Origin of the sequence: Catellatospora sichuanensis (genome assembly GCF_007483665.1) — a bacterium.
In the GTDB taxonomy this organism is placed as follows: domain Bacteria; phylum Actinomycetota; class Actinomycetes; order Mycobacteriales; family Micromonosporaceae; genus Catellatospora; species Catellatospora sichuanensis.
In genome coordinates this window covers 89,367-113,348 of record NZ_VIQO01000024.1, presented here as the reverse complement: position 1 = coordinate 113,348, position 23,982 = coordinate 89,367, and the positions used below count along the sequence as shown (strand labels likewise).

The window sequence follows — 23,982 nt, the reverse complement described above, 5'->3', positions numbered from 1 at the left end:
CTCGCTCCTCGCGCTTCACCATTCGATCCCCGCCTGGCCCTTGCGTCCCGCGTCCATCGGGTGCTTCACCTTGCCCATCTCGGTGACCAGGTCGGCCAGCTCCAGCAGCGGCGGCGCGGCGTACCGGCCGGTGATGACGACGTGCTGGGAGCCGGGCCGCACGCGCAGCGTCTCGACCACGTCGGCGGTGTCCACCCAGCCCCAGTGCATGGGGTAGGTGAACTCGTCCAGCACGTAGAAGCCGTACCGCTGCGCCGCCAGGTCGCGCTTGACCTGGGCCCAGCCCTCGGCCGCCTCGGCGGCGTGGTCGCGCTCGTCGCCGGGGCGGGCCAGCCACGACCAGCCCTCGCCCATCTTGTGCCAGGTCACCGGCGCGCCCGCGCCGGACTCGTCGTGCGCGCGGCCCAGCTCCCGGAACGCCGCCTCCTCGCCGACCCGCCACTTGGGACTCTTCACGAACTGGAAGACCGCGATCGGCCAGCCCACGTTCCAGGCCCGCAGCGCCATCCCGAACGCCGCGGTGGACTTGCCCTTGCCGATCCCGGTGTGCACGGCCAGCACCGGCGCCTTCCGGCGCTGCCGCGTGGTCAACCCGTCGTCGGGTACCGTCTCCGGCTTGCCCTGCGGCATCAGCGGCCTCCCGTCGTCTGCGGTCCGGCACCCGGCGCATCTCGTCCGGTGCCTCGGTGTGCTGCTCGCGGTGCCGGGGGCATCAGGCCGCCCTGCGCCGGTCGCGCCGGGCGACCCCGGCCAGTCCTTGCGCGGTCACCTCGGCCAGTGGCACGTGCTCCGCGCCGAGCCTCGCGGCCAGGCGGGCGGCGAGCCCGAGCCGCACCACCCCCGACTCGCAGTCCACCACCACGGCCGACACACCACCCGCGGCGAGCCCGTCGGCGATCCGCATGGCCTCGCCGACCGGGTCGGTCCCGGCGGTGGCCCGGCCGTCGGTCACCACCACCAGCAGCGCCCGCCGGTACGGGTCACGCAGCCGCTCCACGCGCAGCGTGTGGGCCGCGCGGCGCAGGCCGGCAGCCAGCGGGGTGCGCCCACCGGTGGGCAGCTCGCGCAGCCGTGCCGCACCCGCCTCCACGCTGGACGTCGGCGGCAGCGCCAGCTCCGCGTCGCTGCCGCGGAAGGTGACCAGGCCGACCTTGTCGCGCCGCTGGTACGCGTCGAGCAGCAGCGACAGCACCGCGCCCTTCACCGCGCCCATCCGCCGCCGGGCCGCCATCGAGCCGGACGCGTCCACGCAGAACAGCACCAGGTTGGACTCCCGTCCCTGCCGCACGGGTTCGCGCAGATCAGCCGCGACCAGCCGCAGCGGGCCGCCGGGGACCCGGCCACGGGCATGCTGCTGCCGAGCCGCGGCCCGCACGGTCGCCGCGAGGTGCAGTGCGGCCAGTGCACCGCCGGGCGCCCGCGCGCCGACGGTCCGGCCCATCCGGGTGTACGCGGGCGAGCGCCGCCCCGCCGCGCCCTCCCCCACCCCGGCCACCGCGAACAGCCGGGCCCGCCGTGGCGTGGCCGCCTCGGCGTGCTGCTGCCCCGCCGTGGCGTAACGCCCCTCGTCGGCCCGGTCCCGCTGCTGCTGCGTCTCACCGTGCGCCACCGGCCGGGGCGGCGCGCCGTCCCCGCCCGGGGCCGCGCCGCCGGGACCGCCCGGCCCCGGACCGTCGTCGTCCGGCCCGTCGTCCGGCCCGGAGCCGTCAGGCCCGTCGCCGTCCAGATCGCCGTCCCCGTCGAGATCGCCGTCCGGACCGGTGTCACGACCGCCGTCGCCGCGCGTTTCGCGGTCACGCGCGCCGGAGGCTCCGGAGCTGTCCTGCTCGCCCGGGTCGCCGTCGGCACGGGAACCGCCGCCGCCGGGGTCCGCGGGCGGTGGCGCGCTGTTCAGCGCGTCCTCCAGGGACTGCTCGTCCAGGTCGGGAGCGTCGAACGGGTCGCGGCGGCGGCGGTGCGGCAGGGCCAGCCGGGCCGCGTCGCGCACGTCCTGCGCGGTGACCCGGTCGCGGCCGTGCCAGGCGGCCAGGGCCAGTGCGGCACGGGCCACCACCAGGTCGGCGCGCAGCCCGTCCACCTCGAAGGTGGCGCACACGTGCGCGATGCGGGTCAGCTCCGCGTCGGGCAGCGTCACCGCGGGCAGCCGCCGCCGGGCGGTGTCGATGCGTTCGGCCAGCTCGGCGTCGGCATCGGCCCAGCGTGCGGCGAAACCGGCCGGGTCGGCCTCGTACGCCAGCCGCCGCCGCACCACCTCCACCCGCTCGGCCGGCTCGCGCGGGGCGCGCACCTGCACCGCGAGCCCGAACCGGTCCAGCAGCTGCGGGCGCAGCTCGCCCTCCTCCGGGTTCATGGTGCCCACGAGCAGGAACCGGGCGGCGTGGCGCACCGAGACTCCGTCGCGCTCGACGTACGCCTCGCCCATGGCCGCGGCGTCGAGCAGCAGGTCGACCAGGTGGTCGTGGAGCAGGTTCACCTCGTCGACGTAGAGCACGCCGCGGTGTGCCCCGGCCAGCAGGCCCGGCGAGTACGCGGCCTGCCCGGCGGTGAGCGCGCGTTCCAGGTCGAGCGCGCCGACGAGCCGGTCCTCGGTCGCCCCGACGGGCAGTTCGACGAGCTTGGCGCGCCGCACGACGGCGTCCTGTCCGGCCTCGTGCGGCCCGTCCGGGCACGCGCCGTAGGGCGACGCCGGATCGCAGCCGAACCGGCAGCCGGCGACGACGTCCACCCGCGGCAGCAGCCCGGCCAGCGCCCGTACGACGGTGGATTTGGCGGTGCCCTTCTCGCCGCGCACCAGCACCCCGCCGATGGCGGGCGAGACGGCGTTGAGCAGCAGGGCGAGCCTCAGGTCGGCCAGGCCGACGACGGCGGAGAACGGGTACAGCGGGGTCAAATCCCGCTCAGGCACGAGCCCATGCGCGAGTCCTCTCCGCGGGTTTCCTCGCCCGCGAACTCCGCCGGCGGCTCGTCCGGGCGGCACGCCGCGACGGCGCACCACCGAGGACCGCCCTCCGGCGTCGGTGACGTGCGACGCCGTGTGGCGTCGCGAGCGGCCGGAGTGTCCTGGCTCCCGGATCGACGCTTCCCCTCGGCCTTCCAACCGTGTCAACGGCCGTGGCCTGGTGCCGAAACGGCACGCGTCGTGAGACGGCGCCGTTCGGGAGGGTTCGCTCCCCGGTGACAGTGGCGGGACCGCCCCGGATTCGCACCGGGTTCCTCCACTGCCGCTCACCGGCCATCGTGACGGACGCGATGCTCCGCGTCAAAGCGGGTCGCCCGTACGGAGGCCTGTGTCACGGCCGCGGCGTGCCCGACATCTGCACGTAACAATCAACTTCGATATTGCTATGTATCGTTGTCTTCCGCTAGCTTCCAGGGAAACTCTCCGGCGATCCGGCGCCAGAAGCGCTCGGCGCCGGGTGGACCTTGGGAGGATCCTGTGCGGAATTCACTACGAACGGCACTGCGTGCCGGCGCCGTGGCGCTGGCCGGTGCCATGATCGCTGCAGTCTCGGCGGCGGTCCCGGCGCAGGCCGCGCCGACCGGCCCCGGCCTCGTCGACCCCGGCCAGATCGGGCCGCAGGTCGTGGGCGGCACCCCGGCCGCACAGGGCGAGTTCCCGTGGATGGTGCGCCTGTCCATGGGCTGCGGCGGCGCGATGTACACGCCGAGCCTGGTGCTCACCGCGGCACACTGCGTCGGCGCCACCGGCAACAACACCTCGATCACCGCCACCTGGGGCGTGGTCGACCTGCAGGATCCGACCCGGACCACCCGCACCTCCAACTACGTCTACCGCGCGCCGGGCTACAACGGCGACGGCAAGGACTGGGCGCTGATCCGCCTGTCCAGCCCGATCACCGCCGCCCCGCTGCTGAAGATCGCCACGGACACGTCGCTGCACAGCGGCAGCTTCGCGGTGATGGGCTGGGGCGCCGCGGTGCAGGGCGGCGGCCAGCAGCGGTACATGCTCAAGGCGACGGTGCCGTTCATCACGGACACCCAGTGCCAGAGCGCGGGCGGCAGCTACGCGGGCCTGATCTTCAACGAGGAGATCTGCGCCGGCAACTGGGCCTCCGGCGGTGTGGACACCTGCCAGGGCGACTCCGGCGGCCCGATGGTCAAGCGCAACGCGGCCAACGAGTGGATCCAGGTCGGCATCGTCAGCTGGGGCATCGGCTGCGCCCAGGCGCAGAAGCCGGGCGTGTACAGCGAGGTCCGCTACTTCTCCACCGACATCTACAACGCGGCGGTCTCCCTGGGCGGGGCACCGGGCGGCGTGTCCGTCACCGGCCCCGGCAACCAGTCCACCGTCGTCGGCACCGCGGTCACCCTGAACAGCACCGCGTCCGGCGGCACCGCGCCGTACAGCTGGTCGGCCAGCGGCCTGCCCGCCGGCACGTCGATCAACTCGTCCACCGGTCAGATCACCGGCACGCCGAGCACCGCGGGCACCTACTCGGTGACCGTCACCGCCACCGACAGCGCCTCCAAGACCGGCACCGCCTCCTTCAGCTGGACGGTCAACCCGGTCGGCAGCTGCGCAGCGGCCACCAACGGCACCGACGTCAGCATCCCCGACAACAACACCACCGGCGTGTACAGCAACATCACGATCGCGGGCTGCACCGGCAACGCCTCGTCCACCGCCAAGGTCGAGGTCCACATCGTGCACACCTACAAGGGTGACCTGATCGTGGACCTGGTCGCGCCGGACGGCTCGGTCTACAACCTGCACAACCGCACCGGCAGCAGCACCGACAACATCGACACGATCTACACGGTGAACCTCTCCACCGAGGTCAAGAACGGCACCTGGCGCCTGCGCGCCCGCGACGCCGCCTCGATCGACACCGGCTACATCAACTCTTGGACGCTCACCCTCTGATCCCACCGCGCCACCCGGGCCCGGCTCCGCAACCAGCGGGGCCGGGCCTGCTCCAGACCCAGCGCCTCCACCTACCCCCTCGGAGGTAACCCGTGCGCAGACTCGCGCTCATCCTCACCACCCTGGCCACCGGCATCGCGCTGACCGTGCCCGGACCCGCCGGCGGTGCGCCCGCCGACGACCTCACGCTCGCCGGATCCCAGCAGTACCGGGTCACCGGTCCGCAGACCTTCGCCGACCGCGACGCGGTCGCCCGCACCGGAGCGGCGATCGACCTCATCGAGCACGGCACGATCTACATCACCGCGAACACGGCCGAGGCCGATCGCATCCGCCGCCTCGGCTTCGGCCTGGAGCTGCTGCCACCGCCGTCGTCGCGGGTCACCGGGCCGAACGCGGTCCCGCTCGACTTCCCGTCGGCCGACGGGGGCTACCACAACTACGCCGAGATGAACACGGAGCTCAACCAGATCGTCGCCGACCATCCGACGCTGGTCCGCAAGAGCGTCATCGGCACCTCGTACGAGGGCCGCCAGATCGTCGCGCTGAAGATCTCCGACAACGTCGCCACCGACGAGAACGAGCCCGAGATCCTCTTCAACGCGCACCTGCACGCCCGCGAGCACCTCACCGTCGAGATGGCGCTCTACCTGGCCAACCTCTTCACCGACGCGTACACCACGGACAGCCGGGTGCGCGCCGTGGTCGACTCGCGCGAGATCTGGATCGTGCCGGACCTCAACCCCGACGGCGGCGAGTACGACATCGCCACCGGCTCCTACCGCTCCTGGCGCAAGAACCGCCAGCCCAACTCGGGCTCCTCGGCGGTCGGCACCGACATCAACCGCAACTTCGGGTACAAGTGGGGCTGCTGCGGCGGCTCCTCCGGCAGCCCGTCGTCGGAGACCTACCGGGGCCCGTCGGCGTTCTCCACCCCGGAGGCGGCCGTGCTGCGCGACTTCGTGCTGTCCCGGCGGGTCGGCGGCGTGCAGCAGATCAAGGCGAACATCGACTTCCACACCTACGGCGAGCTCATCCTGTGGCCATTCGGGTACACCACCGCGGACACCGTGAACCCGGGCATGACCACCGACGAGCGCAACACCTTCGCCAACATCGGCCAGCAGATGTCGGCCACCAACTCCTACACCGCCGAGCAGGGCAGCGACCTGTACGTCACCGACGGCGACATCACCGACTGGCTGTGGGGCGACCAGCGGGTGTGGACGTACACCTTCGAGATGTACCCGAAGTCGTCCAGCCCCGGCTTCTACCCGCCGGACGAGGTCATCGCGGCGCAGACGTCGCGCAACAAGACGGCCGTCCTGATCCTGTCCGAGTACGCCGACTGCCCGTTCCGGGCCATCGGCAAGCAGGCGCAGTACTGCGCCGCGGCGAACGACTTCTCCATCACCGCCGCCCCGGCCGCCGGCTCGGTCAACCCGGGCAGCTCGCTGACCTCGACCGTCAGCACCGCCGTCACCGCGGGCAGCGCGCAGACGGTGAACCTGTCCGCGAGCGGCCTGCCCTCGGGCGCGACCGCCACCTTCAGCCCGGCGTCGGTCACCACCGGCGGATCGTCGACGCTGACGATCGCCACCAGCGCGTCGACCCCGGCGGGCAGCTACCCGGTCACGGTGACCGGCACGGGCACCGGGGCCACCCGGACCGCCACCTACACGCTGACCGTGAACGGCGCGCCCGGCTGCACCGGCAGCAACCCGACCGATGTGACCATCGCCGACGTGGCCACGGTCTACAGCAACATCACCATCGCGGGCTGCAACCGCAACGCGTCGTCGACGTCGACGGCGGAGGTGCACATCGTGCACACGTACAAGGGTGACCTCGTGGTGTCGCTGCTGGCGCCGGACGGCACCGCGTACACGCTGCACAACCGGTCGGGCGGCAGCACCGACAACATCGACACGACCTACACCGTGAACCTGTCGAGCGAGGCGGCCAACGGCACCTGGCGGCTGCGGGTGCAGGACGCGGCCTCCGGTGACGTCGGCTACGTCAACAGCTGGACCCTGACCCTCTAGGGACCCCCGGTGGCGCCCGCAACGGCGCGGGCGCCACCGGCTAAATCGCTTGCCCCCGCTGTTAGACAGGCAGGGTGACGAGTGAACTGCTGATCCGCGAGATGACCATCGAAGACGTGCCGGAGCAGGCGCGCATCCGCTACGCCTCGTTCGGCTGGTTCATCTCCAGCGTGGCGCAGCAGGAGGTGTGGTGGCGCACCACCCGCCCGGAGGCCCGCGTGCAACGGCTGCTGGCCCTGCGCGACGGCCGGGCCGTGGGCTGCGCCGTCGGCGGGTTCAACATCTCCACCTCGGAACCGGGCGCGAGCTACGTGCAGGTCGAGGTGCATCCCGACCATCGCGGCCGGGGAGTCGGCACGGCCCTCTACGAGCGGATCGAGGAGCACCTGCGCGCCATCGGCGCCCGCCGGGTGCGCGCCTACGCCACCGAGGACCCGGCCGATCAGCGCTGGGCCGAGACACGGGGCTACACGCAGGGTGCCCACGACCGCTACGCCCGGCTGGACACCGCCCAGCTGCCGCCCGTGCCGCCGCTGCCGTCCGGCGTGACCACGGTCAGCCTCCGCGAGGCGGGCCCGAAGACGGTGTACGACCTGGACCTGGCCGCCTCGGTCGACGAGCCGGGCGACATGTCGTTCGACGGCATCCCGTTCGACACCTGGCTGGGCCGCTACTGGGACAGCCCCGACCAGCAGCTCGACGTCGGCACGGTGGTGCTGGTCGACGGCGTGGCCGCCTGCGCCACGTTCCTGGAGGCCAACCTCGAACTCGGCAAGGGCGTCTCCACCGGCACCTGCACGCTGCGCGAGTACCGCGGCCGGGGCCTGGCGAAGATCGCCAAGTCGGTCGCGCTGCGCAAGGCCGCGCAAGCCGGTATCCACACCGCGGTCACCTGCAACGACTACACCAACGTGCCGATGATCGCGGTCAACGACTGGCTCGGCTACCAGCCCTTCGCCAGCGAGTACGCCTACCTCAAGCAGCTCGCCGACTGACGGCCGGAGCTACTGGCCGACGCCGCGCAGTTTCGTGAGGATCGCCTCGACCATCAGCACGAACGTGTACCCGTTCGCCATCAGGCCGAAGTTCACCCGCGCTCCCCGGCGTCGGTACTGGCGGTCCACCAGCGACAGGTAACTCTGGTCGGTGTGGTCGATCTCGACGCCGCCGATCTCCGACCAGGGCGTCAGGATGCCCTGGAAGGCCACGCCGTCGTCCGTCACCGTCAGATCGCCGAAGGTGACCGGGTTGCCCTTGTCGAAGTACGCCATCGCCTTGGGCAGCTGCGCCTGCGCGACGCGTGCCGTAAGCAGCCGGCCGAACCGCGCCATGTCGACGTGGACCTGCCAGATCTCCATCCGGCGGCCGTCGACCGCGGCGATCCGGATGCCGTAGGGCGTCCTGCTACCGACCTCCGCGGTGAAGACGGCCAGGTTGGCGAACAGCGCCTGCACCTCGTCCCAGCGGTACGCCTCCGTGCCGCTGCGGCGGGCCCACACCCAGCCGTGCTCGAACACGTGCACCCGGAACTGCCGGGCCCGTCTCGACACGGCCGGGCTGCGCAGCAGCACCCACAGGAAGCCCAGCAGGCACGGTGCGGTGATCGCCCAGAGGATGGTGGCGGCGATCCACACGGCCGGGTCGCCGACGATCGCGCCCCAGGTCGCGCCACCGGCGAGCACCCCGAACAGCACCGCGAACATCCCCGAGGCGAGCATCAGCGGCTTGGGGGTCACCGCCGGATAGCTCTCGCGGTGCTCGCCCAGGTTGCGCATCGAGGCCGCCACGGTGACGTCGGGGGCGAGCCCGAGCGCGGATTCGACCAGCAGCGTCATGTCAGCCCGCCCGCATCCACGCCGCCGCGGCCTCGATCTGCGCCTGATCCTTCTTGTTCTCCCGCGAGCCCGCCACGAGGAATCCGCCCGCGGCCAGCACGAACAACCCGCCGATCCCGCCCAGGGCACCGAGCAGGACCGGACGGCGGGCGTCCTGCTCGGCCTTGAGCTCCGCGAAGTTGTGATAGGTCTTGCGGCCGTCCTTGGCCACTTCCAGGCACACGTCGCTCGGCCGCATCGTCTTGCCGTCGCAGGTCACCTCGCCACCGGAGCTGAACGCGGCGACGACGAAGAAGACCACGCCGATCATGGCCAGCACGGACGCGCCGACGACGACGCCTGCCTTGGGCTTTGCCACGTTCTTCCGCCCCTTCCGGGCTGTCGGACCTGTCGCGGACGGCGCGCGCTACGCCTGCGCGGCGCGCAGCTTGCCGAGGATGGTCTCCATCATCAGCAGGAACGTGTACCCGTTGGGGATCTTGCCGAGCAGCGTCTGCGGCGAGATCCGCTTGCCCGCCCGGTCGGCGATGCTGACGTGGCCGTTGTCCAGCCGCACCCCGCCGATCTCCGACCAGGCCAGCACCTTGCCGCGCCTGGTCTGCACGCCGTCATCGGTGATCGTGAAGTCGCCGAAGGCCACCGGGTTGCCCTCGTCGAAGAACGACATCGCCTTCGGCAGCTGCGCCCTGGCGACCTCGGCCGACAGCAGCGGGCCGAAGCGCGCCATGTCGGTGTGGACCTCGCGGATCCGCGTCCGGCGGTTGTCCGTGCACACGATCCGGTAGTCGTACGTCGTGGTGACGATGCCGGTGTTGTTGACGACGGTGATGGCCGCGTGCAGCGTCTGCACCTCGTCCCATCGGTACACCTCAGTGCCCTTGCGGCGCACCCACACGAAGCCGCGCTCGAACACGTGCACCTGGAACCGCCGCGCCTGCTTCGACACGGCGGGGCTGCGCAGCAGCGCCCACACGAAACCGCCGATCGACGGCACAGCGAGCGCCCACATGATGATCGCGGGAGTCGCGCCGACCTCGTTCTCGCCGGGTGCCGCGCCGGCCGTCACCACGGTCATGATGACGGCGAGGGCCCCGAAGATCACCGCGAGCGTGCCGAGGGCGAGCAGGATCACCTTGACCGTCTTGGCCGGGTAGCTCTCCCGGTGCGCGCCCAGGTCGCGGGCGGCGGCCGCCGCAGCGACGTCGGCCGGCACCGCGGCCGCGGCCGCGGCGTCGATGTTCTCCGTCAGGTCAGGTCTCGCCACGTCGGATCTCCCCGTTCAGCAAGGTGTCGCCGCCACGGTAGTGACCCGAGGGATCTTCGTGAATCACCCGATCACCCGACGGCTCGACACTGCCCGGTCAACCTTCCAGGTCGCCCTCCGCCTCCAGATAGGCCTGCCGCAGCGCGTCCAACATGGCCGGGTCCGGGTCGGACCACAGGCCGCGATCGGCGGCCTCGATCAGGCGCTCGCTGATGCCGCGCAGCGCCCACGGGTTCGACCGCTCCAGGAACTCGCGCACCTGCGGGTCGAAGACGTACGCCTGCGCCAGCTTCTCGTACATCCAGTCGTCCACGACCCCGGCCGTGGCGTCGTAGCCGAACAGGTAGTCCACGGTCGCGGCCAGCTCGAACGCGCCCTTGTAGCCGTGGCGCATCATCGCGGAGATCCAGCGCGGGTTGACCACCCGGGCCCGGAACACGCGTTTGGTCTCCTCGCCCAGGGTGCGCGTCTTCACGCTGTCGGGCAGGTGCGAGTCGCCGATCACCGCCGTCGGGGACGCACCGGTCAGCGAACGCACCATCGCGATCATGCCGCCGTGGTACTGGAAGTAGTCGTCGGAGTCGACGATGTCGTGCTCGCGGGTGTCCACGTTCTTCGCCGCCACGCTGACCCGGCGGTAGACCCGCTCCAGGTCCGCGCGGGCCGCCCGGCCGTCCAGGTCGCGGCCGTACGCGTAGCCGCCCCAGACCGCGTACACCTCGGCCAGGTCCCTGTCGTCGCGCCAGTTCCGGGCGTCGATGAGCGGGAGCAGCCCGGCCCCGTACGCCCCCGGCTTGGAACCGAAGATGCGGGCGGTGGCCCGCCGCCGGTCGCCGTGTTCGGCCTCGTCGGCGCGGACGTGCGCGCGCACGAAGTTGTCCTCGTCCGACTCGTCCAGGTCGGCCACGGCCCGCACCGCGTCGTCGATCAGCGCGACCGCGTGCGGGAACGCGTCGCGGAAGAAGCCGGAGATGCGCACCGTCACGTCGACCCGCGGCCGGCCCAGCCCGGACAGCGGCACCACCGCGAACCCGGTGACCCGGCGCGAGGCGTCGTCCCAGGTCGGACGGCAGCCCAGCAGGGCCAGCACCTCGGCGATGTCGTCGCCCTGGGTGCGCATCGCCGACGTGCCCCACACGGTCAGCCCGACCGTGCGCGGCCACTCGCCGGTCTCCTGCCGGTGCCGGGCCAGCAGCGAATCGGCCAGCGCCAGGCCCACGTCCCAGGCGTTGCGCGACGGGATCGCCTTCGGGTCGACGGAGTAGAAGTTGCGTCCGGTCGGCAGCACGTTGACCAGGCCGCGGGTCGGCGAGCCGGACGGCCCCGCCGGCACGTAGCGCCCGTCCAGCGCCTTCAGCACCGCGGTCACCTCGTCCACGGTGGCGTCCAGCCGGGGCACCACCTCGGTCGCGGCGAAGCGCAGCACCGCCTCGACGGCGTCGTCCGGGCCGCCCAGCACCTCGGCGACGATCGCCGGAACCTTCGACGGCTCCCAGCCCAGCGTCTCGTTGCCGACGACGAGCCGCCGGGCCACGCCCTCGATCAGGTCGACGGCGTCCGCGCCGGTGCGGGCCGGACCGTCGGCCACCTCGGTCAGGTCGGCGGGCACGGCCACCGCGGCTCCCGGCTCGGCCAGCAGCGCCCGCTCGTCCAGCCCGTACCGGCGGCACAGCGCCGCCCGCAGGCCCGGCAGCGCCCCGCGCACGCCGCCCCACACCTGGTTCGCGCGCAGCACCGCGAGCACCAGGTTGATCCGCGCCTCACCCTCCGGCGCGCCGCCGAGGATGTGCAGGCCGTCGCGGATCTGCGAGTCCTTGACCTCGCACAGGTATCCGTCGACGTGCAGGATGAAGTCGTCGAAGTCGTCGACGCCGGGCATGTCGGCCTGGTGCAGGTCGTGGTGCAGCTGCGCGGCCTGGATCAGGGTCCAGATCTGGGCGCGCACCGCGGGCAGCTTCGTCGGGTCGAGGGCCTGCACGGTGGCGTACTCGTCGAGCAGCTGCTCCAGCTTCGCCATCTCGCCGTACGTTTCCGCGCGGGCCATCGGCGGCACCAGGTGGTCCACGATCACCGCGTGCCCGCGCCGCTTGGCCTGGGTGCCCTCGCCCGGGTCGTTGACGATGAACGGGTACACCAGCGGCACGTCACCGAGCACCGCGTCCGGCGCGCACTCGCGGGACAGGCCCAGCCCTTTGCCCGGCAGCCATTCGAGGGTGCCGTGCTTGCCCAGGTGCACCACCGCGTCCGCGCCGAACGACTCGTCCAGCCACCGGTACGCGGCCAGGTAGTGGTGGCTCGGCGCGAGGTCCGGGTCGTGGTAGATGGCGACCGGGTTCTCCCCGAAACCGCGCGGCGGCTGGATCATCAGCAGCACGTTGCCGAAGCGCAGCGCGGCCAGCACGATCTCGCCCCGATCGACGTACAGCTCGCCCGGCGGCTCGCCCCACGCCTGCACGATGCCGTCGCGCAGGCTCGCGGGCAGCGCGTCCAGCCAGCGGGTGTGCTCGCGCAGCGGCACCCGGGCCGGGGCCGCGGCCAGCTGCTCCTCGGTCAGCCACTCGACATCGTGTCCGCCCGCCGCGATCAGCGTATGGATCAGCGCGTCGCCGTCCTCGGGGAAGCCTTCGCCCAGGTCGTACCCGGCCTCGCGCAGTGCCCGCAGCAGCACCACGGCACTGGCCGGGGTGTCCAGGCCGACGGCGTTGCCGACCCGCGAGTGCCGGGTCGGGTAGCTGGACAGCACGATCGCGAGCCGCTTGCGCTCGTTGGGCACGTGCCGGAGCCGGGCCTGGCGCACCGCGATGCCCGCGACCCGGGCCGCCCGCTCCGGGTCGGCGGCGTACACCGGGATGCCGTCCGGGCCGGGCTCCTTGAACGAGAACGGCACCGTGATCAGGCGGCCGTCGAACTCCGGGATCGCCACCTGCATCGCCGCGTCCATGGGGCTCAGCGCCGCGTCCGAGTCCTGCCACACCGCCCGCGACGAGGTCAGGCAGAGCGCCTGCAGCACCGGCACGTCCAGCTCGGCCAGCGCCGCCACCGACCAGGCCTCGTCGTCCCCGCCGCCGCTCGCGTCCGCCGCGACGGTGCCGCCCGCGGCCAGCACCGTGACGACCAGCGCGTCGCAGCCGCGCAGCAGGTCTCGCAGCCCGTCGGGCACGCCGCGCAGCGAGCCGCAGTACACCGGCAGCGCGTTCGCGCCCGCGTCGTGCAGCGCCCCGGCGAGGGTGTCCACGAACGCGGTGTTCCCGGCCAGCTCGTGCGCCCGGTAGTAGACGATCCCGACGGTCGGCCGTCCGGCCTCGTGCGCCGGGGCGGGGCGTACGCCGTACTCGGGCGCGGTCTGCGGCGCGTCGAAGCCCTCGCCGGTCATCAGCAGCGTGTCCGACAGGAACCGGTGCAGCTCGCGCAGGTTGTCCGCACCGCCCTCGACCAGGTAGGCCAGCGCCTCCCCGGCCACCCCGGCGGGCACGGTCGACTCGGCCTGCAGCGTCGCGTCGGGCACCGCCTCCCCGCCCAGCACCACCACCGGCAGTCCCGCGGCGAGCACCGCGGCGAGCCCTTCCGGCCAGGTGCGGCGGCCGCCGAGCAGGCGCACCACCCCGAAGGCGACGTCTTGCAGCAGCTCGGGGACATCGCCGGCGTCGAGGCGGGCAGGGTTGGCGATGCGCCAGGGCGCGCCCGACGCCCGGGCGGCGAGCAGCTCGGTGTCCGCAGTGGACAGCAGCAGACCTTGGACAGCCGTCATGGCCGCGTACCTCCTGTCGGGGTCCGCGCCCCGGTAGCAGAGTCGATGCGGCGGCCGGAGTCTCCTGACTCCCGGATCTACGCCCGGCCCCGGGCCTTCCCTTGCGGTGGCCTCGACAGTGTGTCGACGGGGTGGGGACGGGCTCCCCGGTCACAGTGGCGGGACCGTCTCGGCTCTTCCCCGAGTTCCTCCCTGCCGCCGAGTGCGATCCTAGCGGCAGATAATGGAGCATGGCCTATCAGTGGCTCGCCGACGCCACCATGGTGGTGCACTTCGCGTTCCTCGCGTACGTCGTCGCCGGCGGTTTCCTCGCCTGGTGGCGGCCCTGGCTGATCTTGCCCCACCTGTTCGCCGTCGGCTGGGGCCTGGCCACCGTGCTCCTCGGCATCGACTGCCCGCTGACGTACGTCGAGGACTGGGCCCGCCGCGAGGCCGGCGAGCAGGGCCTGAGCCGGGGGTTCATCGACACCTACCTGACCGGCGTGGTCTACCCCGAGCGGTACACCGTGCTGCTGCAGGTCCTGGCGGGCCTGGTCGTGCTGATCTCCTGGACCGGCTTCCTGCTCCGTCGCCGGACCGCTCACGATCGTCCCTGAGGTAACCCCGGCACGGCGGTCACGGGGTGGCAACGGGGACGACATCGAGCGGAAACCATGCGCCGATGTAATCCACGGTGACTCACCGAAGGTGAGGCGCGCCTAGGGTTCCGCCGTTCCGGCCCTGTCGTCACGGGTCGCCGGACGGGCCTGGTCCGAGAGGCGCAGGCGGCCCGCGCAGCGGCGTGGCCGTTCCACGGCGGGACAAAAGCCCGGGAGACAGCCGAACACCTGGCTGTTTCACGGCCAGGCTCCTCGTCTCGGAGGCGCCCCATGGGCTTCGCCCACCACCATCACCGCCACGGCTCGCCCGACGACAACGCGCTGCGCGAGCAGCACGGCCTGCACGAGCACTACGGCCCCGAGGCGGCGTACGCCGTCGCGCGCGAGGCCGAGCTGCCCACCACGAAGTGGGAGGAGGAGATCGCCCGCGGGCTGGAGTACGGCCTGCCCGGCGCGGACTCCATCGTCGACAGGCGCATCCCGACGTTCTCCCGTGGCGAGCTGCCGCACTTCGCGGGCATCAACACCTTCCTCAAGGCCCCGTACCTGGAGGACGTACGCCGGTGCGGTGAGTACGACGTCGCCGTGCTGGGTGCGCCGTTCGACGGCGGCACGACCTACCGCCCCGGCACCCGGTTCGGCCCGCAGGGCATCCGGCGCATCTCCGCGCTGTACGGCCCGTACAGCTTCGAGCTGGGCGTGGACCTGCGAGAGTCGATCACGATCGCGGACCTGGGTGACGTGTTCACCATCCCCGCCAACATCGAGAAGACGTTCGACCAGATCTCCAAGGCCGTCGGCCACGTGTACGCCTCGGGCGCGTTCCCGGTCGTGCTCGGCGGCGACCACTCCATCGGCTACCCCACGGTGCGCGGCGTCGCCGAGCACCTCCAGGGCAACCTCGGCATCATCCACTTCGACCGCCACGTCGACACCCAGGAGACCGACCTCGACGAGCGGATGCACACCACCCCGTGGTTCCACGCCACGGACATCCCCAACGTGCCCCCGAAGAACCTGGTCCAGATCGGCATCGGCGGCTGGCAGGCCCCGCGGCCCGGCGTCAAGGTCGGCCGGGAACGCGGCACCACGATCATGACGGTCACCGACTGCGTGGAGATGGGCATCGAGGCCGCCGCCGAACGCGCCCTGGAAGTGGCCTGGGACGGGGCCGAGGCGGTGTGGCTGTCCTTCGACGTGGACTGCCTGGACGCCGCGTTCGTGCCCGGCACCGGCTGGCCCGAGCCGGGCGGCTTCCTGCCCCGCGAGGTGCTCAAGTTCATCCAGCTCATCGCGGAGCGTCCGCTGGCGGGCATCGAGATCGTGGAGTGCTCCCCGCCGTACGACAACGCCGACATCACGTCGCTCATCGCGACCCGCGTCATCTGCGACACGCTCGGCTGCCTGGTGCGCGCCGGCCATCTGCCCCGCCGCACCTCCTGACCTCTCGACTCACCCAGGAGACATACATGAACCGTCGTTTCCTCCACCGCCTGGCGGCCGTCACGGCCGTCGCCGCACTGGTTTTGCCCGCCACCGCCTGCGGCGAGGACGAGCCCGCGCCGGGCGCGCCCGCCACCGTCGTGCTCGGCTTCAGCGCCTGGCCCGGCTGGTTCCCCTGGCAGGTCGCCCAGGAGCAGGACCTGTTCGCCAAGAACGGCGTCACCGTCGAGCTGAAGTACTTCGACAGCTACACCGACAGCCTCACCGCGCTGGCCACCGGCAATCTCAGCGCCAACAGCCAGACCCTCGGCGATACGCTGACCTCGATCAGCGGCGGCGCACAGCAGACCATCGTGCTGGTCAACGACAACTCCACCGGCAACGACCAGATCATCGCCAAGCCCGGCATCAACACGCTCGCCGACCTGAAGGGCAAGCGGGTCGCCGTCGAGCAGGGCACCGTCGACCACTACCTGCTGCTGCTGGCGCTGAAGACGGCCGGGCTGAGCGAGGCCGACATCCAGCTCAAGCCGATGCTGACCGACGCCGCCGCGGCCGCGTTCACCACCGGCGAGGTCGACGCGGTGGGCGCGTTCGCCCCGTTCACCACCACCGCGCTCGGCCTGCCCGGCAGCAAGGCCATCGCCACCAGTGCCGACTTCCCCGGTGCGATCCCTGACCACCTGGTGTTCACGGCCGCGTTCGTCAAGGACCACCCGACCGAGGTGCAGGCCGTGGTCAAGACCTGGTTCGACACCCTGGCCTGGATCAAGGCGAACCCGGACGCCGCGATCGCCATCATGGCGAAGAAGGCCGGCGTCAGCGCCGCCGACTACAAGTCGTACGACGCCGGTACGACGATCTTCACCCGCGAGCAGAACCTGGCCGCGTTCACGCCCGGCTCCACCCCCGCCAACCTCGACTTCCAGGCGAAGTCGATCGCCGAGTTCATGGTCTCCGCCAAGCTCGTCGACACCGCGCCACCGCTGGACGGCCTGCTCGAACCGAAGTTCGTCCAGGCGGTGTCCCCATGAACCTGAGCGCGGCGGACATGGACCTGACCGGTGGCACCGCCACAGCCGACGGCGCGGCCGTCGCGGTGCACGCCGGTCCGGGAGCCGGGGCGGCGGCGTTCGCGCCGCTGCCCCGGCGGCAGCCGCCGCGCCGGGTGCCGCGCGTGCTCGGGGTACGCGCCCCGATCCCGCGCCCGTCCCGGCTGGTGCTGACCGCGCTGTCCGTGCTCGTGCCGCTCGCGCTGTGGCAGCTGCTCAGCGCCGCCATCGACGGCCGCCCCGACTACCTGCCGTCCCCCGCGCAGGCGTGGGCGGCCGGGCTGGACCTGGCCCGCGACGGGCTGCTGCTCGGCGACACCCTGGCCAGCATCCGGCGGGTGCTGCTCGGTTTCGGGCTGGCCGTGGCGGTCTCGGTGCCGCTCGGCATCGCGATGGGCGCGTTCCAGGCCGGGCGGGCCGCGTTCGAGCCGGTCATCGGCCTGCTGCGCTACCTGCCCGCGAGCGCGTTCATTCCGCTGCTGGCACTCTGGCTGGGCATCGACGAGATGTCGAAGGTGGCGCTGCTGTTCCTCGGCACCGTCTTCTTCAACACCCTGATGACCGCCGACGCGGTACGCCGGGTGCCCGGCGCGCTCGTCGACGTGTCGTACACGCTCGGCGCCCGGCGCGGGGAGGTGCTGCGCAAGGTCGTCATCCCGTTCTCGCTGCCCGGCATCCTCGACGCGATCCGGGTCAACGCGGCCGCGGCCTGGAACTTCGTGGTCGTCGCCGAGCTGTTCGCGGCCGAGGAGGGCCTCGGCTACCGCATCGTGCGGTCGCAGCGCTTCAACCAGATCGACCGCATCTTCGCGGTCCTCGTGGTCATCGCGCTGATCGGCCTCACCATCGACGTCGCGCTGCGGCTGCTGCGCGACCGGGTCGGAAGGTGGACCTCGTGACGCAGACGCGTCAGCTGCCGCGCGAGCGGCCCGAAGGGCGGACCCCGTGACGGCGTCGCTGAGCCTGCGGGCCGTCGGCAAGGACTTCACCCGCGGCCGGGAGCAGGTGCGCGCGCTGGCGGACATCGACCTGGAGGTCGCCCGGGGCGCGTTCGTATGCGTGGTCGGCGCGTCCGGCTCCGGCAAGTCCACCCTGCTCTCCCTGATCGCGGGCCTGTCCCGGCCCACCACGGGCGAGGTGCTGCTCGACGGCATACCCGTCACCGGGCCCGGACCCGACCGCGGCCTGGTCTTCCAGACCGGCGCCGTCTACCCCTGGCGCACCGTGGAACGCAACGTCGCGTTCGGACTGGAACTGCTGCCCCTCAGCCGCGGCGAGCGGGCCGCCCGCGTCGACCACTACCTCGCCGCGACCGGCCTGACGAAGTTGCGCCACGCGCTGCCCCGGCAGCTGTCCGGCGGCCAGTGCCAGCGCGTCGCCATCGCCCGCGCGCTGGCCTGCGAACCCGAGGTGCTGCTGCTCGACGAGCCGTTCGGCGCGCTCGACGTGCAGACCAAGGAGGACATGCAGCTGTTCGTCCACCGGCTGTGGCGCGACAGCGGAACCACGATCCTGATGGTCACCCACGATGTCGAGGAGGCCGTCTTCCTCGGCGAGCGGGTCGTCACCCTGGCCAGCAACCCCGGCCGCGTCGCCGCCGACGTGACCGTCCCGCTGCCCGGCGAACGCGACCTCATCGTCAAGCGCGACGCCGCCTTCCTGGGCGTACGCGCGCAGATCGAGGACCTGGTCCGGCACTACCACCGCGACCACGCCGACACCTGATCCCACCCAGCGGTGGCGTCGCCGACCGAACCCGCGGTGACGCCACCGCTCCCGTAGAGTCCCGCGGATGACCGAGGAATGGCTCACCACGGGCGGGCGGCCCGCGTTCGTCGTCAACGTCGAGGTCCACCTGCACCAGGACGGGCGCTGGCTGCTGATCAGGCGCAGCGAGCAGGAGGCGCACGCGGCGGGCCTGCTGTCCGGGGTGGGCGGCAAGGCCGAGCCGGGCACCGGCGAGATGACCGACATCCTGGAGGAGACCGCGCGCCGCGAGGTCGCCGAGGAGATCGCCGTGGACCTGACCGGCGTGCCGCTGACCTATGTGGAGAGCTCGCTGTTCACCGCCGACGACGGCGACCTGGTGGTCAACGTCGTGTTCGCCGCAGACCTGCCCGCCGACGCCCGGCCTGTGGTGGCCGCCCCGGACGAGGTCGCCGCGATCCAGCTGATGACCGTCGAGGAGGCCGAGGACGACCCGAAGTGCCCGTACTGGATCTCCCGCAGCCTGCGCCGCGCGGCGGCCGCCCTCGCCACCGTCTAGTCAGGCCTCGCGGCAGGCGGAGACGACTGCCCCGGGAAGGCTCTCGTCGAGGTCGAGCAGCACGTGCCGAGATCGAGGACCTGGTCCGGCTCTACGGCCACGACCAGGCCGGTTGCCCGGTCAGCTGGTCTCCGGTCGCAGCGGCGCGCCGCTGTTCACGTGAAAGTGCAGATGTCTGGAGTCCTGGTACCGCCCGAGGTTGGTGAGCACCCGGCAGGCCCCGTGCTCACGAGTGACGTCGGCGGCGACCTGCCTGACCACCGCCAGCACCTCGTGCAGCACCGGTTCGCCGGCATCGCCGAGATCGACGAGGGAAGGCACGTGCCGCTTCGGCACGACCACGATGTGCACCGGCCAGTACGGGCGGGTGTGGTGGAACGCCAGCACCTCGTCGGTCTCGGCGACCACGCGCACCGGCGTGCGCCCGCTCAGCGCCTCGTCGCAGTAGAAGTCGTCGGTCATGGCGTCCCCGCCTCGCGACAGGCGAAGACGACCGCCCCGGGAAGGCTCTCGTCGAGACCGAGCAGCAACTGGGCCTTGACCGTGAAACCGGCGTCGCGCAGCCAGTCCGCCACCCGGTCCGGCCGGCGGCGGTGCACGTGGAGCCGCATCGGGTGGCCGCCATAGCCCTCCGTCTTCAGGCGCGACTCGTCGCCGGCGTGGAAACCGACCAGCAGCGGCCCGCCGGGGCGCAGCACCCGGTGGAAGTGGCCGAGAACCGCGGGGACCGCGTCGTCCGGGATGTGGATCAGCGACCAGAAGGCGAGCAGGGCGGCGACCGAGGCGTCGGCCAGCGGCAGGTCCGTCATCGAGCCCACCTCGAACCGCAGGTGCGGGTGCTCGCGCCGAGCCAAGTCGACCATCGCGGGTGAGAGGTCGATGCCGGAGACGTCGACGCCCAGCCGGTGGAGGTGGGCGGTGACGTGTCCCGGCCCGCAGCCCACGTCCGCCACCGGCCCGCCGCCCGCGGTCTGCACCAGGTCGGCGAACAGCGCCAGCGCGGCGCGCAGGTAGGGCTCCCCACCCAGGGCGTCGCGGGTGAGGTCGGAGTAGCTGCGGGCGACCGTGTCATAGGAGGTCCGGGTGTCCGCCAGCCAGTCGTCGACGCCGTCGCCCCGTGTCCCGGCCGCACCGGCTTCCTTCGGCGCTGTCTCGGTTCCCGTCATCGAAATCCTCCTCGAGGGCTGGTGCGGACCATCCGATCACAAGAAGGCCGTTCCGAAATAATAGATCATCTTGGCTCGAAAGTGTCGTACAGGTGTTCTAAAAGAGCCATGGCCGTCCCTCCCGGCCCGGAACGATGACCTCGGCGAAGGCGCGATCGCCACGCGCCTCGTTCCGGCGCGGATGCCAGCCGGTCACCAGCCGCGCCGCCAGTATCGGCACGCGATACCACGTCTCGGCGTCACGCACCGGGCTGACCGCTGCCGCCAATCGCTCCAGGTCAAACGGAATGTTGGCACTCGCGGTGGGGCGTTCGTCGAGTTCCTCCTCGAACGACACCTCCCATGCCACGACCCCGTCGATCCACACCGTCGCGTGGCTGAACCGCTCCCGCTCGATCACGTCCAGGCGCACCACCCGGCCCGCCGACGACCACCGGCTCAGGAGGCTGTCCGCATCTCCGTAGGCGAAGTGCGGATCGACCAGCACCGTCCAGCCCGCACCACCGGACCCCACCGACGGGTTCGGCACCGACTGGGCGGCGGCGTCCCGTTCTGATCTGACGACCGCGGACAGCCGGCCACCCAGCAGCGCCGCCACCTCCGCAGGCGTCCGGTTCTCCAGCAGCACGTAGCAGCAGGCCCAACTTCCTGTGTCCACGACGTCGATGTTGCCGTCTCCGTTGCCGCGCCACGAGTGAGTTGTCGCTTGCGAAGCCGCGATCAGACCACCAGCGTCGCGGCGCGCGCGGCCAGCCCGACGCCGACGAGCAGCACCATGGCGCTCGCGGCGTACGGCCCGGCCAGCCGGAGCCGGCGGAACCGGTCGAACCGGCCCGCCCAGCGGTCACGGACCTTGAGCAGCAGCAGTCCTGCCGCGGTGAGCGTGGCCGCCATGCCCAGTCCGTACGCGAGCACGAGCAGGATGCCGAAACCGGTCCGGCCCAATGCGATCGCGCCCAGCAGCACGACCAGGGCAGACGGGCTCGGCACCAGTCCTGCCGCCACCCCGATCGCACCGAGCCCGAACCGCCCGCGCCCTGTGTGCTCATGCGCATGGCCGCCCTCGTGGGAATGGGCGTGGCCGAACAGGCCGTGGCGATGCCCATGCCCATGCGAGCCGAGTGGATCCGAGTCATGCGTGTGCGCTCCGTACCCATGGGAACCATGCCCGTGCGAGCGGTGTGGGTGTCCGTGCGGGTGCGCACCGAGGTTACGCAGGCCCTGGCCGGGTGGACTGTGCTCGGTCGCGTCGTGGGTGTGGCTGTGGGCTGGGCGGCGCAGGCTCGACAGCAGCATCGCGAGGCCTACGGTGATCACGATGGCGCCGCTGGCCAGGCCGAGCCAGCCCAGGACGGTCTGGCCGGTCAGCCCGGAGACTGCGGTGAGCAGAAGGCCGAGGGCGATGACACCACCGGTGTGGGTGGCGGTGACGGTCGCGCCGACGGTCACCGCGTCGCGGGGACGACCCGCACGGCCGGCCAGGTATACCGCCATCACGGTCTTGCCGTGCCCGGGAAGCAGCGCGTGACCTGCCCCGAGCACCAGTGCGAGCAGGACCGCGAGCAGCCCGACGAGCGGGGTCAGCCGGTCCGCGCCGACGGTGTCGAGGACCTGCTGCTGCGCCCGGGCGGCCCACCGCAGCGGGGCAGGGTCGTCAGGTGTCGCGGGCGCGCCCAGGTCAGGTGTCGATCCGGACGCGAGGCCGTCCGTCGGGCTTCCGGCTGATGCCGGGCGGGTGGACAGGCGGGCGTCGCGGACGTCGAGCGGGGAGCCGAGCAGGTCGACGGGGTAGTCGCGCAGCTCGTTCGTGGTGCTGCGGGCGGGGACCGGCGAGTCGGGCAGTGCCACGCCGAGGCCGGCGGCGGTGATCTCGCGCCAGCCGACGTGGTCGGCGCGGTGGCCGTTGTGGACGGTGAGTGTGGCGGCCCGGTCCAGCCGGGCGGGGGCGCTCAGGGTGCAGGTGATCCGGCTGGTGGGCAGGCCCGCCGAGCCCGGTTCGACGGTCATCGCGGCCTGGTGGACGGCCCAGCGCAGGGGGTGCCCGTCGACGCGTGCGGCCAGGTCCCGAGCGAAGGCGTCGCATGCGGCCGCGGCGTGCGCATCCAGCTCCGATGCGTCGGCGACGCCGTCACCGGAGGTGTCGACGATGCTCCGCTGCTGCAGCGTGGGCAGTTCGGCGACGTCGAGGACCGTGGTGGCCTCGACGGCGGCGGGCCGCAGCGTCAACGCGACCAGTTGGTTGATGGAGAGGTTGCCGAGCGGGTGCGCCGAGGCGGGCGTCGGAAGCAGCGCGAGCACCGCTCCTGCCAGCGCCGCGACCGGCAGCGCCCGTCGGATCGTCGTCCTGCGGTTCATCGGGCACCTGCCGAGGCCAGGGCGCGCGCCGCGGCGGGCGCGTCGACCGGAGAGAAGTGGGGGTTGATTTGCAGGGCACGGGCTAGATCGCGCCGGGCGGCCGCGCGGTCGCCGAGGGCAAGTTCGATCATTCCCAGGTGGTACGCGTGGAGCGCGCTGCGCGCGCCGAGCGCCGCCGCGGCCCGCGCGAGGGGCAGCGCCTCGGCGGAGCGCCCGGCCTGGTGCAGGGCCCAGGCGAGGGTGTCGGCGACGTCGGTGTGCTTGCGCCGCCGCCACTCGCCCGTGGCCAGGCGCACCGCGGTGGCATGGTCGCCGCGGGCCAGGGCCAGTTCCGCGGCGGCGAGGTCGTCCCCGCCTCCCCCGGCCGCCAGCAGGTCGAGCGCGGCCTGTGCCAACGTCAGTTGCGCCTCGGCTTCGGCGGCGCGGCCGAGCGAGCGCAGCAGCAGCGCGTGCTCGACCAGCAGCGACGGTGTCGGTGCGGCGGCGGTCAGCGCCGTGTACCCGGCCAGCGCCTCGGCGGTGCGGCCGCTCGCCGCGTCGAGGCGGGCGAGCCCGTGGCGCAGCGGCAGGTAACCGGCGTCCGCGGCCAGCCCGGCCCGGTACGCGGTACGGGCCGCGACGAGGTCGCCGCCGTGCCAGGCCAGATCGCCGAGCTGGTGGTGGACGTAGGCCAGGTCGGCGGGCGCGATCGCGGTGGCGAGCGCCTGTGTCCACAGCTCCCGGGCCTCGTCGACCCGGCCGTGCTGTTCGAGGTCGTACGCCGCCCGGGACAGCGCGGGCAGACCCGGCCGCAGGTCGAGCATGCGCTGCGCCGCCTCCGTCGCCTCGGCGGGGCGGCCGAGCTGGGTCAGCGCGTCGGTCAGCACGCCGTACGCGTCGGCGCTGAACGGGTTGCCCGCGATCGCCTGCCGGGCCAGCCGCTCGGCCTGCGCGAAGTCGTGCCGCGCGTTGGCCAGCGCACCGAGCCCGGCGAGCGCCGCATCAGCAGGCGGGCCGGGGTGCAGGCGCAGCGACTCGTGCAGCGCGCCCTCGGCCCGGGGGTAGTAGCCGGGGTCACCGGTGATCCGGGCCCGCTCGACGTACGCGCTGCCCAGCGCCGCCCAGGTGGTCCAGTCGCCGGGCACGTCCCGCAGCCGCGCCTGGGCCTGCTCGATCGACCTGACCAGCGGATCGCCTTGCGCGTACACGGGTTCGGCCTGCCACGGCTCGGGTGCGGCGCCGAACGCGCCCCCGAGCCCGAACAGCGCCGCGGCGGTGACGCCCACCGCGATGCTGCGTCGCCACATGCTCCGTCGCCACATGGTTGCTCCCCTTTCGCGAGTCA

The 23,982-nt window shown here is 72.7% G+C and carries 20 protein-coding genes and 3 riboswitches; of the genes, 9 read left to right on the top strand and 11 right to left on the bottom strand.

Annotated elements, in window-relative coordinates; all coding sequences use genetic code 11:
* Positions 1-15: 15 nt before the first annotated feature.
* Complete coding sequence (cobO, locus tag FLL47_RS30070) at positions 16-630, bottom strand: cob(I)yrinic acid a,c-diamide adenosyltransferase (RefSeq protein WP_144125009.1); 615 nt, start codon at positions 628-630, stop codon at positions 16-18.
* 82 nt (positions 631-712) lie between these two features.
* On the bottom strand, positions 713-2,905 hold the full coding sequence (locus FLL47_RS30065) for a putative cobaltochelatase (protein WP_246158834.1): 2,193 nt from the start codon (positions 2,903-2,905) through the stop codon (positions 713-715).
* A gap of 148 nt (positions 2,906-3,053) precedes the next feature.
* Positions 3,054-3,216: riboswitch (cobalamin riboswitch) on the bottom strand.
* A gap of 220 nt (positions 3,217-3,436) precedes the next feature.
* Between FLL47_RS30065 and FLL47_RS30060 the strand changes: the two genes are divergently transcribed.
* From FLL47_RS30060 to FLL47_RS30050, 3 genes are all read left to right on the top strand, one after another.
* Complete coding sequence (locus tag FLL47_RS30060) at positions 3,437-4,885, top strand: trypsin-like serine protease (protein WP_342780359.1); 1,449 nt, start codon at positions 3,437-3,439, stop codon at positions 4,883-4,885.
* Between the two features lie 92 nt (positions 4,886-4,977).
* Positions 4,978-6,930, top strand: a complete 1,953-nt coding sequence (locus FLL47_RS30055) for a M14 family metallopeptidase (RefSeq protein ID WP_425457776.1) — start codon at positions 4,978-4,980, stop codon at positions 6,928-6,930.
* A 74-nt stretch (positions 6,931-7,004) separates the two neighbouring features.
* The gene (locus tag FLL47_RS30050) at positions 7,005-7,925 is read left to right on the top strand and encodes a GNAT family N-acetyltransferase (RefSeq protein WP_144125007.1); all 921 of its coding nucleotides are present in this window, start codon (positions 7,005-7,007) and stop codon (positions 7,923-7,925) included.
* A gap of 9 nt (positions 7,926-7,934) precedes the next feature.
* On the opposite strand, the gene FLL47_RS30045 is transcribed toward FLL47_RS30050, so the two are convergent.
* The 4 genes from FLL47_RS30045 to cobN form a co-directional block, all read right to left on the bottom strand.
* A complete protein-coding gene (locus FLL47_RS30045) occupies positions 7,935-8,765 on the bottom strand; it encodes a DUF6585 family protein (RefSeq protein WP_144125004.1) in 831 nt (276 codons plus the stop codon).
* 1 nt (position 8,766) lies between these two features.
* Positions 8,767-9,123 carry a hypothetical protein gene (locus tag FLL47_RS30040; protein WP_144125001.1) on the bottom strand — a complete coding sequence of 119 codons (357 nt, stop codon included), beginning with the start codon at positions 9,121-9,123 and terminating at the stop codon, positions 8,767-8,769.
* A gap of 48 nt (positions 9,124-9,171) precedes the next feature.
* Positions 9,172-10,029, bottom strand: a complete 858-nt coding sequence (locus FLL47_RS30035; protein WP_144124998.1) for a DUF6585 family protein — start codon at positions 10,027-10,029, stop codon at positions 9,172-9,174.
* A 97-nt stretch (positions 10,030-10,126) separates the two neighbouring features.
* Positions 10,127-13,777 (bottom strand): cobaltochelatase subunit CobN, encoded by a 3,651-nt coding sequence (cobN, locus tag FLL47_RS30030; protein ID WP_186315987.1) that lies wholly within the window; start codon positions 13,775-13,777, stop codon positions 10,127-10,129.
* A 57-nt stretch (positions 13,778-13,834) separates the two neighbouring features.
* Positions 13,835-13,968: riboswitch (cobalamin riboswitch) on the bottom strand.
* Between the two features lie 39 nt (positions 13,969-14,007).
* On the opposite strand from cobN, the gene FLL47_RS30025 reads away from it, so the two are divergent.
* The 6 genes from FLL47_RS30025 (at position 14,008) to FLL47_RS30000 (ending at position 19,137) form a co-directional block, all read left to right on the top strand.
* The gene (locus tag FLL47_RS30025; protein ID WP_144124996.1) at positions 14,008-14,373 is read left to right on the top strand and encodes a DUF2784 domain-containing protein; all 366 of its coding nucleotides are present in this window, start codon (positions 14,008-14,010) and stop codon (positions 14,371-14,373) included.
* Between the two features lie 91 nt (positions 14,374-14,464).
* A riboswitch (guanidine-I (ykkC/yxkD leader) is annotated at positions 14,465-14,594 on the top strand.
* A gap of 52 nt (positions 14,595-14,646) precedes the next feature.
* Positions 14,647-15,819 (top strand): agmatinase family protein, encoded by a 1,173-nt coding sequence (locus FLL47_RS30020; RefSeq protein WP_144124993.1) that lies wholly within the window; start codon positions 14,647-14,649, stop codon positions 15,817-15,819.
* A gap of 26 nt (positions 15,820-15,845) precedes the next feature.
* Positions 15,846-16,853, top strand: a complete 1,008-nt coding sequence (locus FLL47_RS30015; protein WP_144124990.1) for an ABC transporter substrate-binding protein — start codon at positions 15,846-15,848, stop codon at positions 16,851-16,853.
* A complete protein-coding gene (locus FLL47_RS30010; protein WP_144124987.1) occupies positions 16,850-17,770 on the top strand; it encodes an ABC transporter permease in 921 nt (306 codons plus the stop codon). Before FLL47_RS30015 ends, FLL47_RS30010 begins: the two co-directional genes overlap by 4 nt.
* 46 nt (positions 17,771-17,816) lie before the next feature.
* Positions 17,817-18,596, top strand: coding sequence for an ABC transporter ATP-binding protein (locus FLL47_RS30005; RefSeq protein WP_144124984.1), 780 nt, complete (start codon positions 17,817-17,819; stop codon positions 18,594-18,596).
* Positions 18,597-18,663: 67 nt separating this feature from the next.
* The gene (locus tag FLL47_RS30000) at positions 18,664-19,137 is read left to right on the top strand and encodes an NUDIX hydrolase (RefSeq protein ID WP_144124981.1); all 474 of its coding nucleotides are present in this window, start codon (positions 18,664-18,666) and stop codon (positions 19,135-19,137) included.
* Positions 19,138-19,257: 120 nt separating this feature from the next.
* Here the strand turns inward: FLL47_RS30000 and FLL47_RS29995 are convergent, their stop codons facing one another.
* The 5 genes from FLL47_RS29995 to FLL47_RS29975 form a co-directional block, all read right to left on the bottom strand.
* Complete coding sequence (locus FLL47_RS29995; protein ID WP_144124978.1) at positions 19,258-19,599, bottom strand: HIT family protein; 342 nt, start codon at positions 19,597-19,599, stop codon at positions 19,258-19,260.
* Positions 19,596-20,303, bottom strand: coding sequence for a class I SAM-dependent DNA methyltransferase (locus FLL47_RS29990; protein WP_144124975.1), 708 nt, complete (start codon positions 20,301-20,303; stop codon positions 19,596-19,598). Before FLL47_RS29990 ends, FLL47_RS29995 begins: the two co-directional genes overlap by 4 nt.
* A gap of 97 nt (positions 20,304-20,400) precedes the next feature.
* Complete coding sequence (locus tag FLL47_RS29985; RefSeq protein ID WP_144124972.1) at positions 20,401-20,931, bottom strand: hypothetical protein; 531 nt, start codon at positions 20,929-20,931, stop codon at positions 20,401-20,403.
* Between the two features lie 92 nt (positions 20,932-21,023).
* A complete protein-coding gene (locus FLL47_RS29980) occupies positions 21,024-22,658 on the bottom strand; it encodes a nickel/cobalt transporter (RefSeq protein ID WP_144124969.1) in 1,635 nt (544 codons plus the stop codon).
* Positions 22,655-23,959, bottom strand: coding sequence for a tetratricopeptide repeat protein (locus FLL47_RS29975; protein ID WP_144124966.1), 1,305 nt, complete (start codon positions 23,957-23,959; stop codon positions 22,655-22,657). Before FLL47_RS29975 ends, FLL47_RS29980 begins: the two co-directional genes overlap by 4 nt.
* Positions 23,960-23,982: the final 23 nt, after the last annotated feature.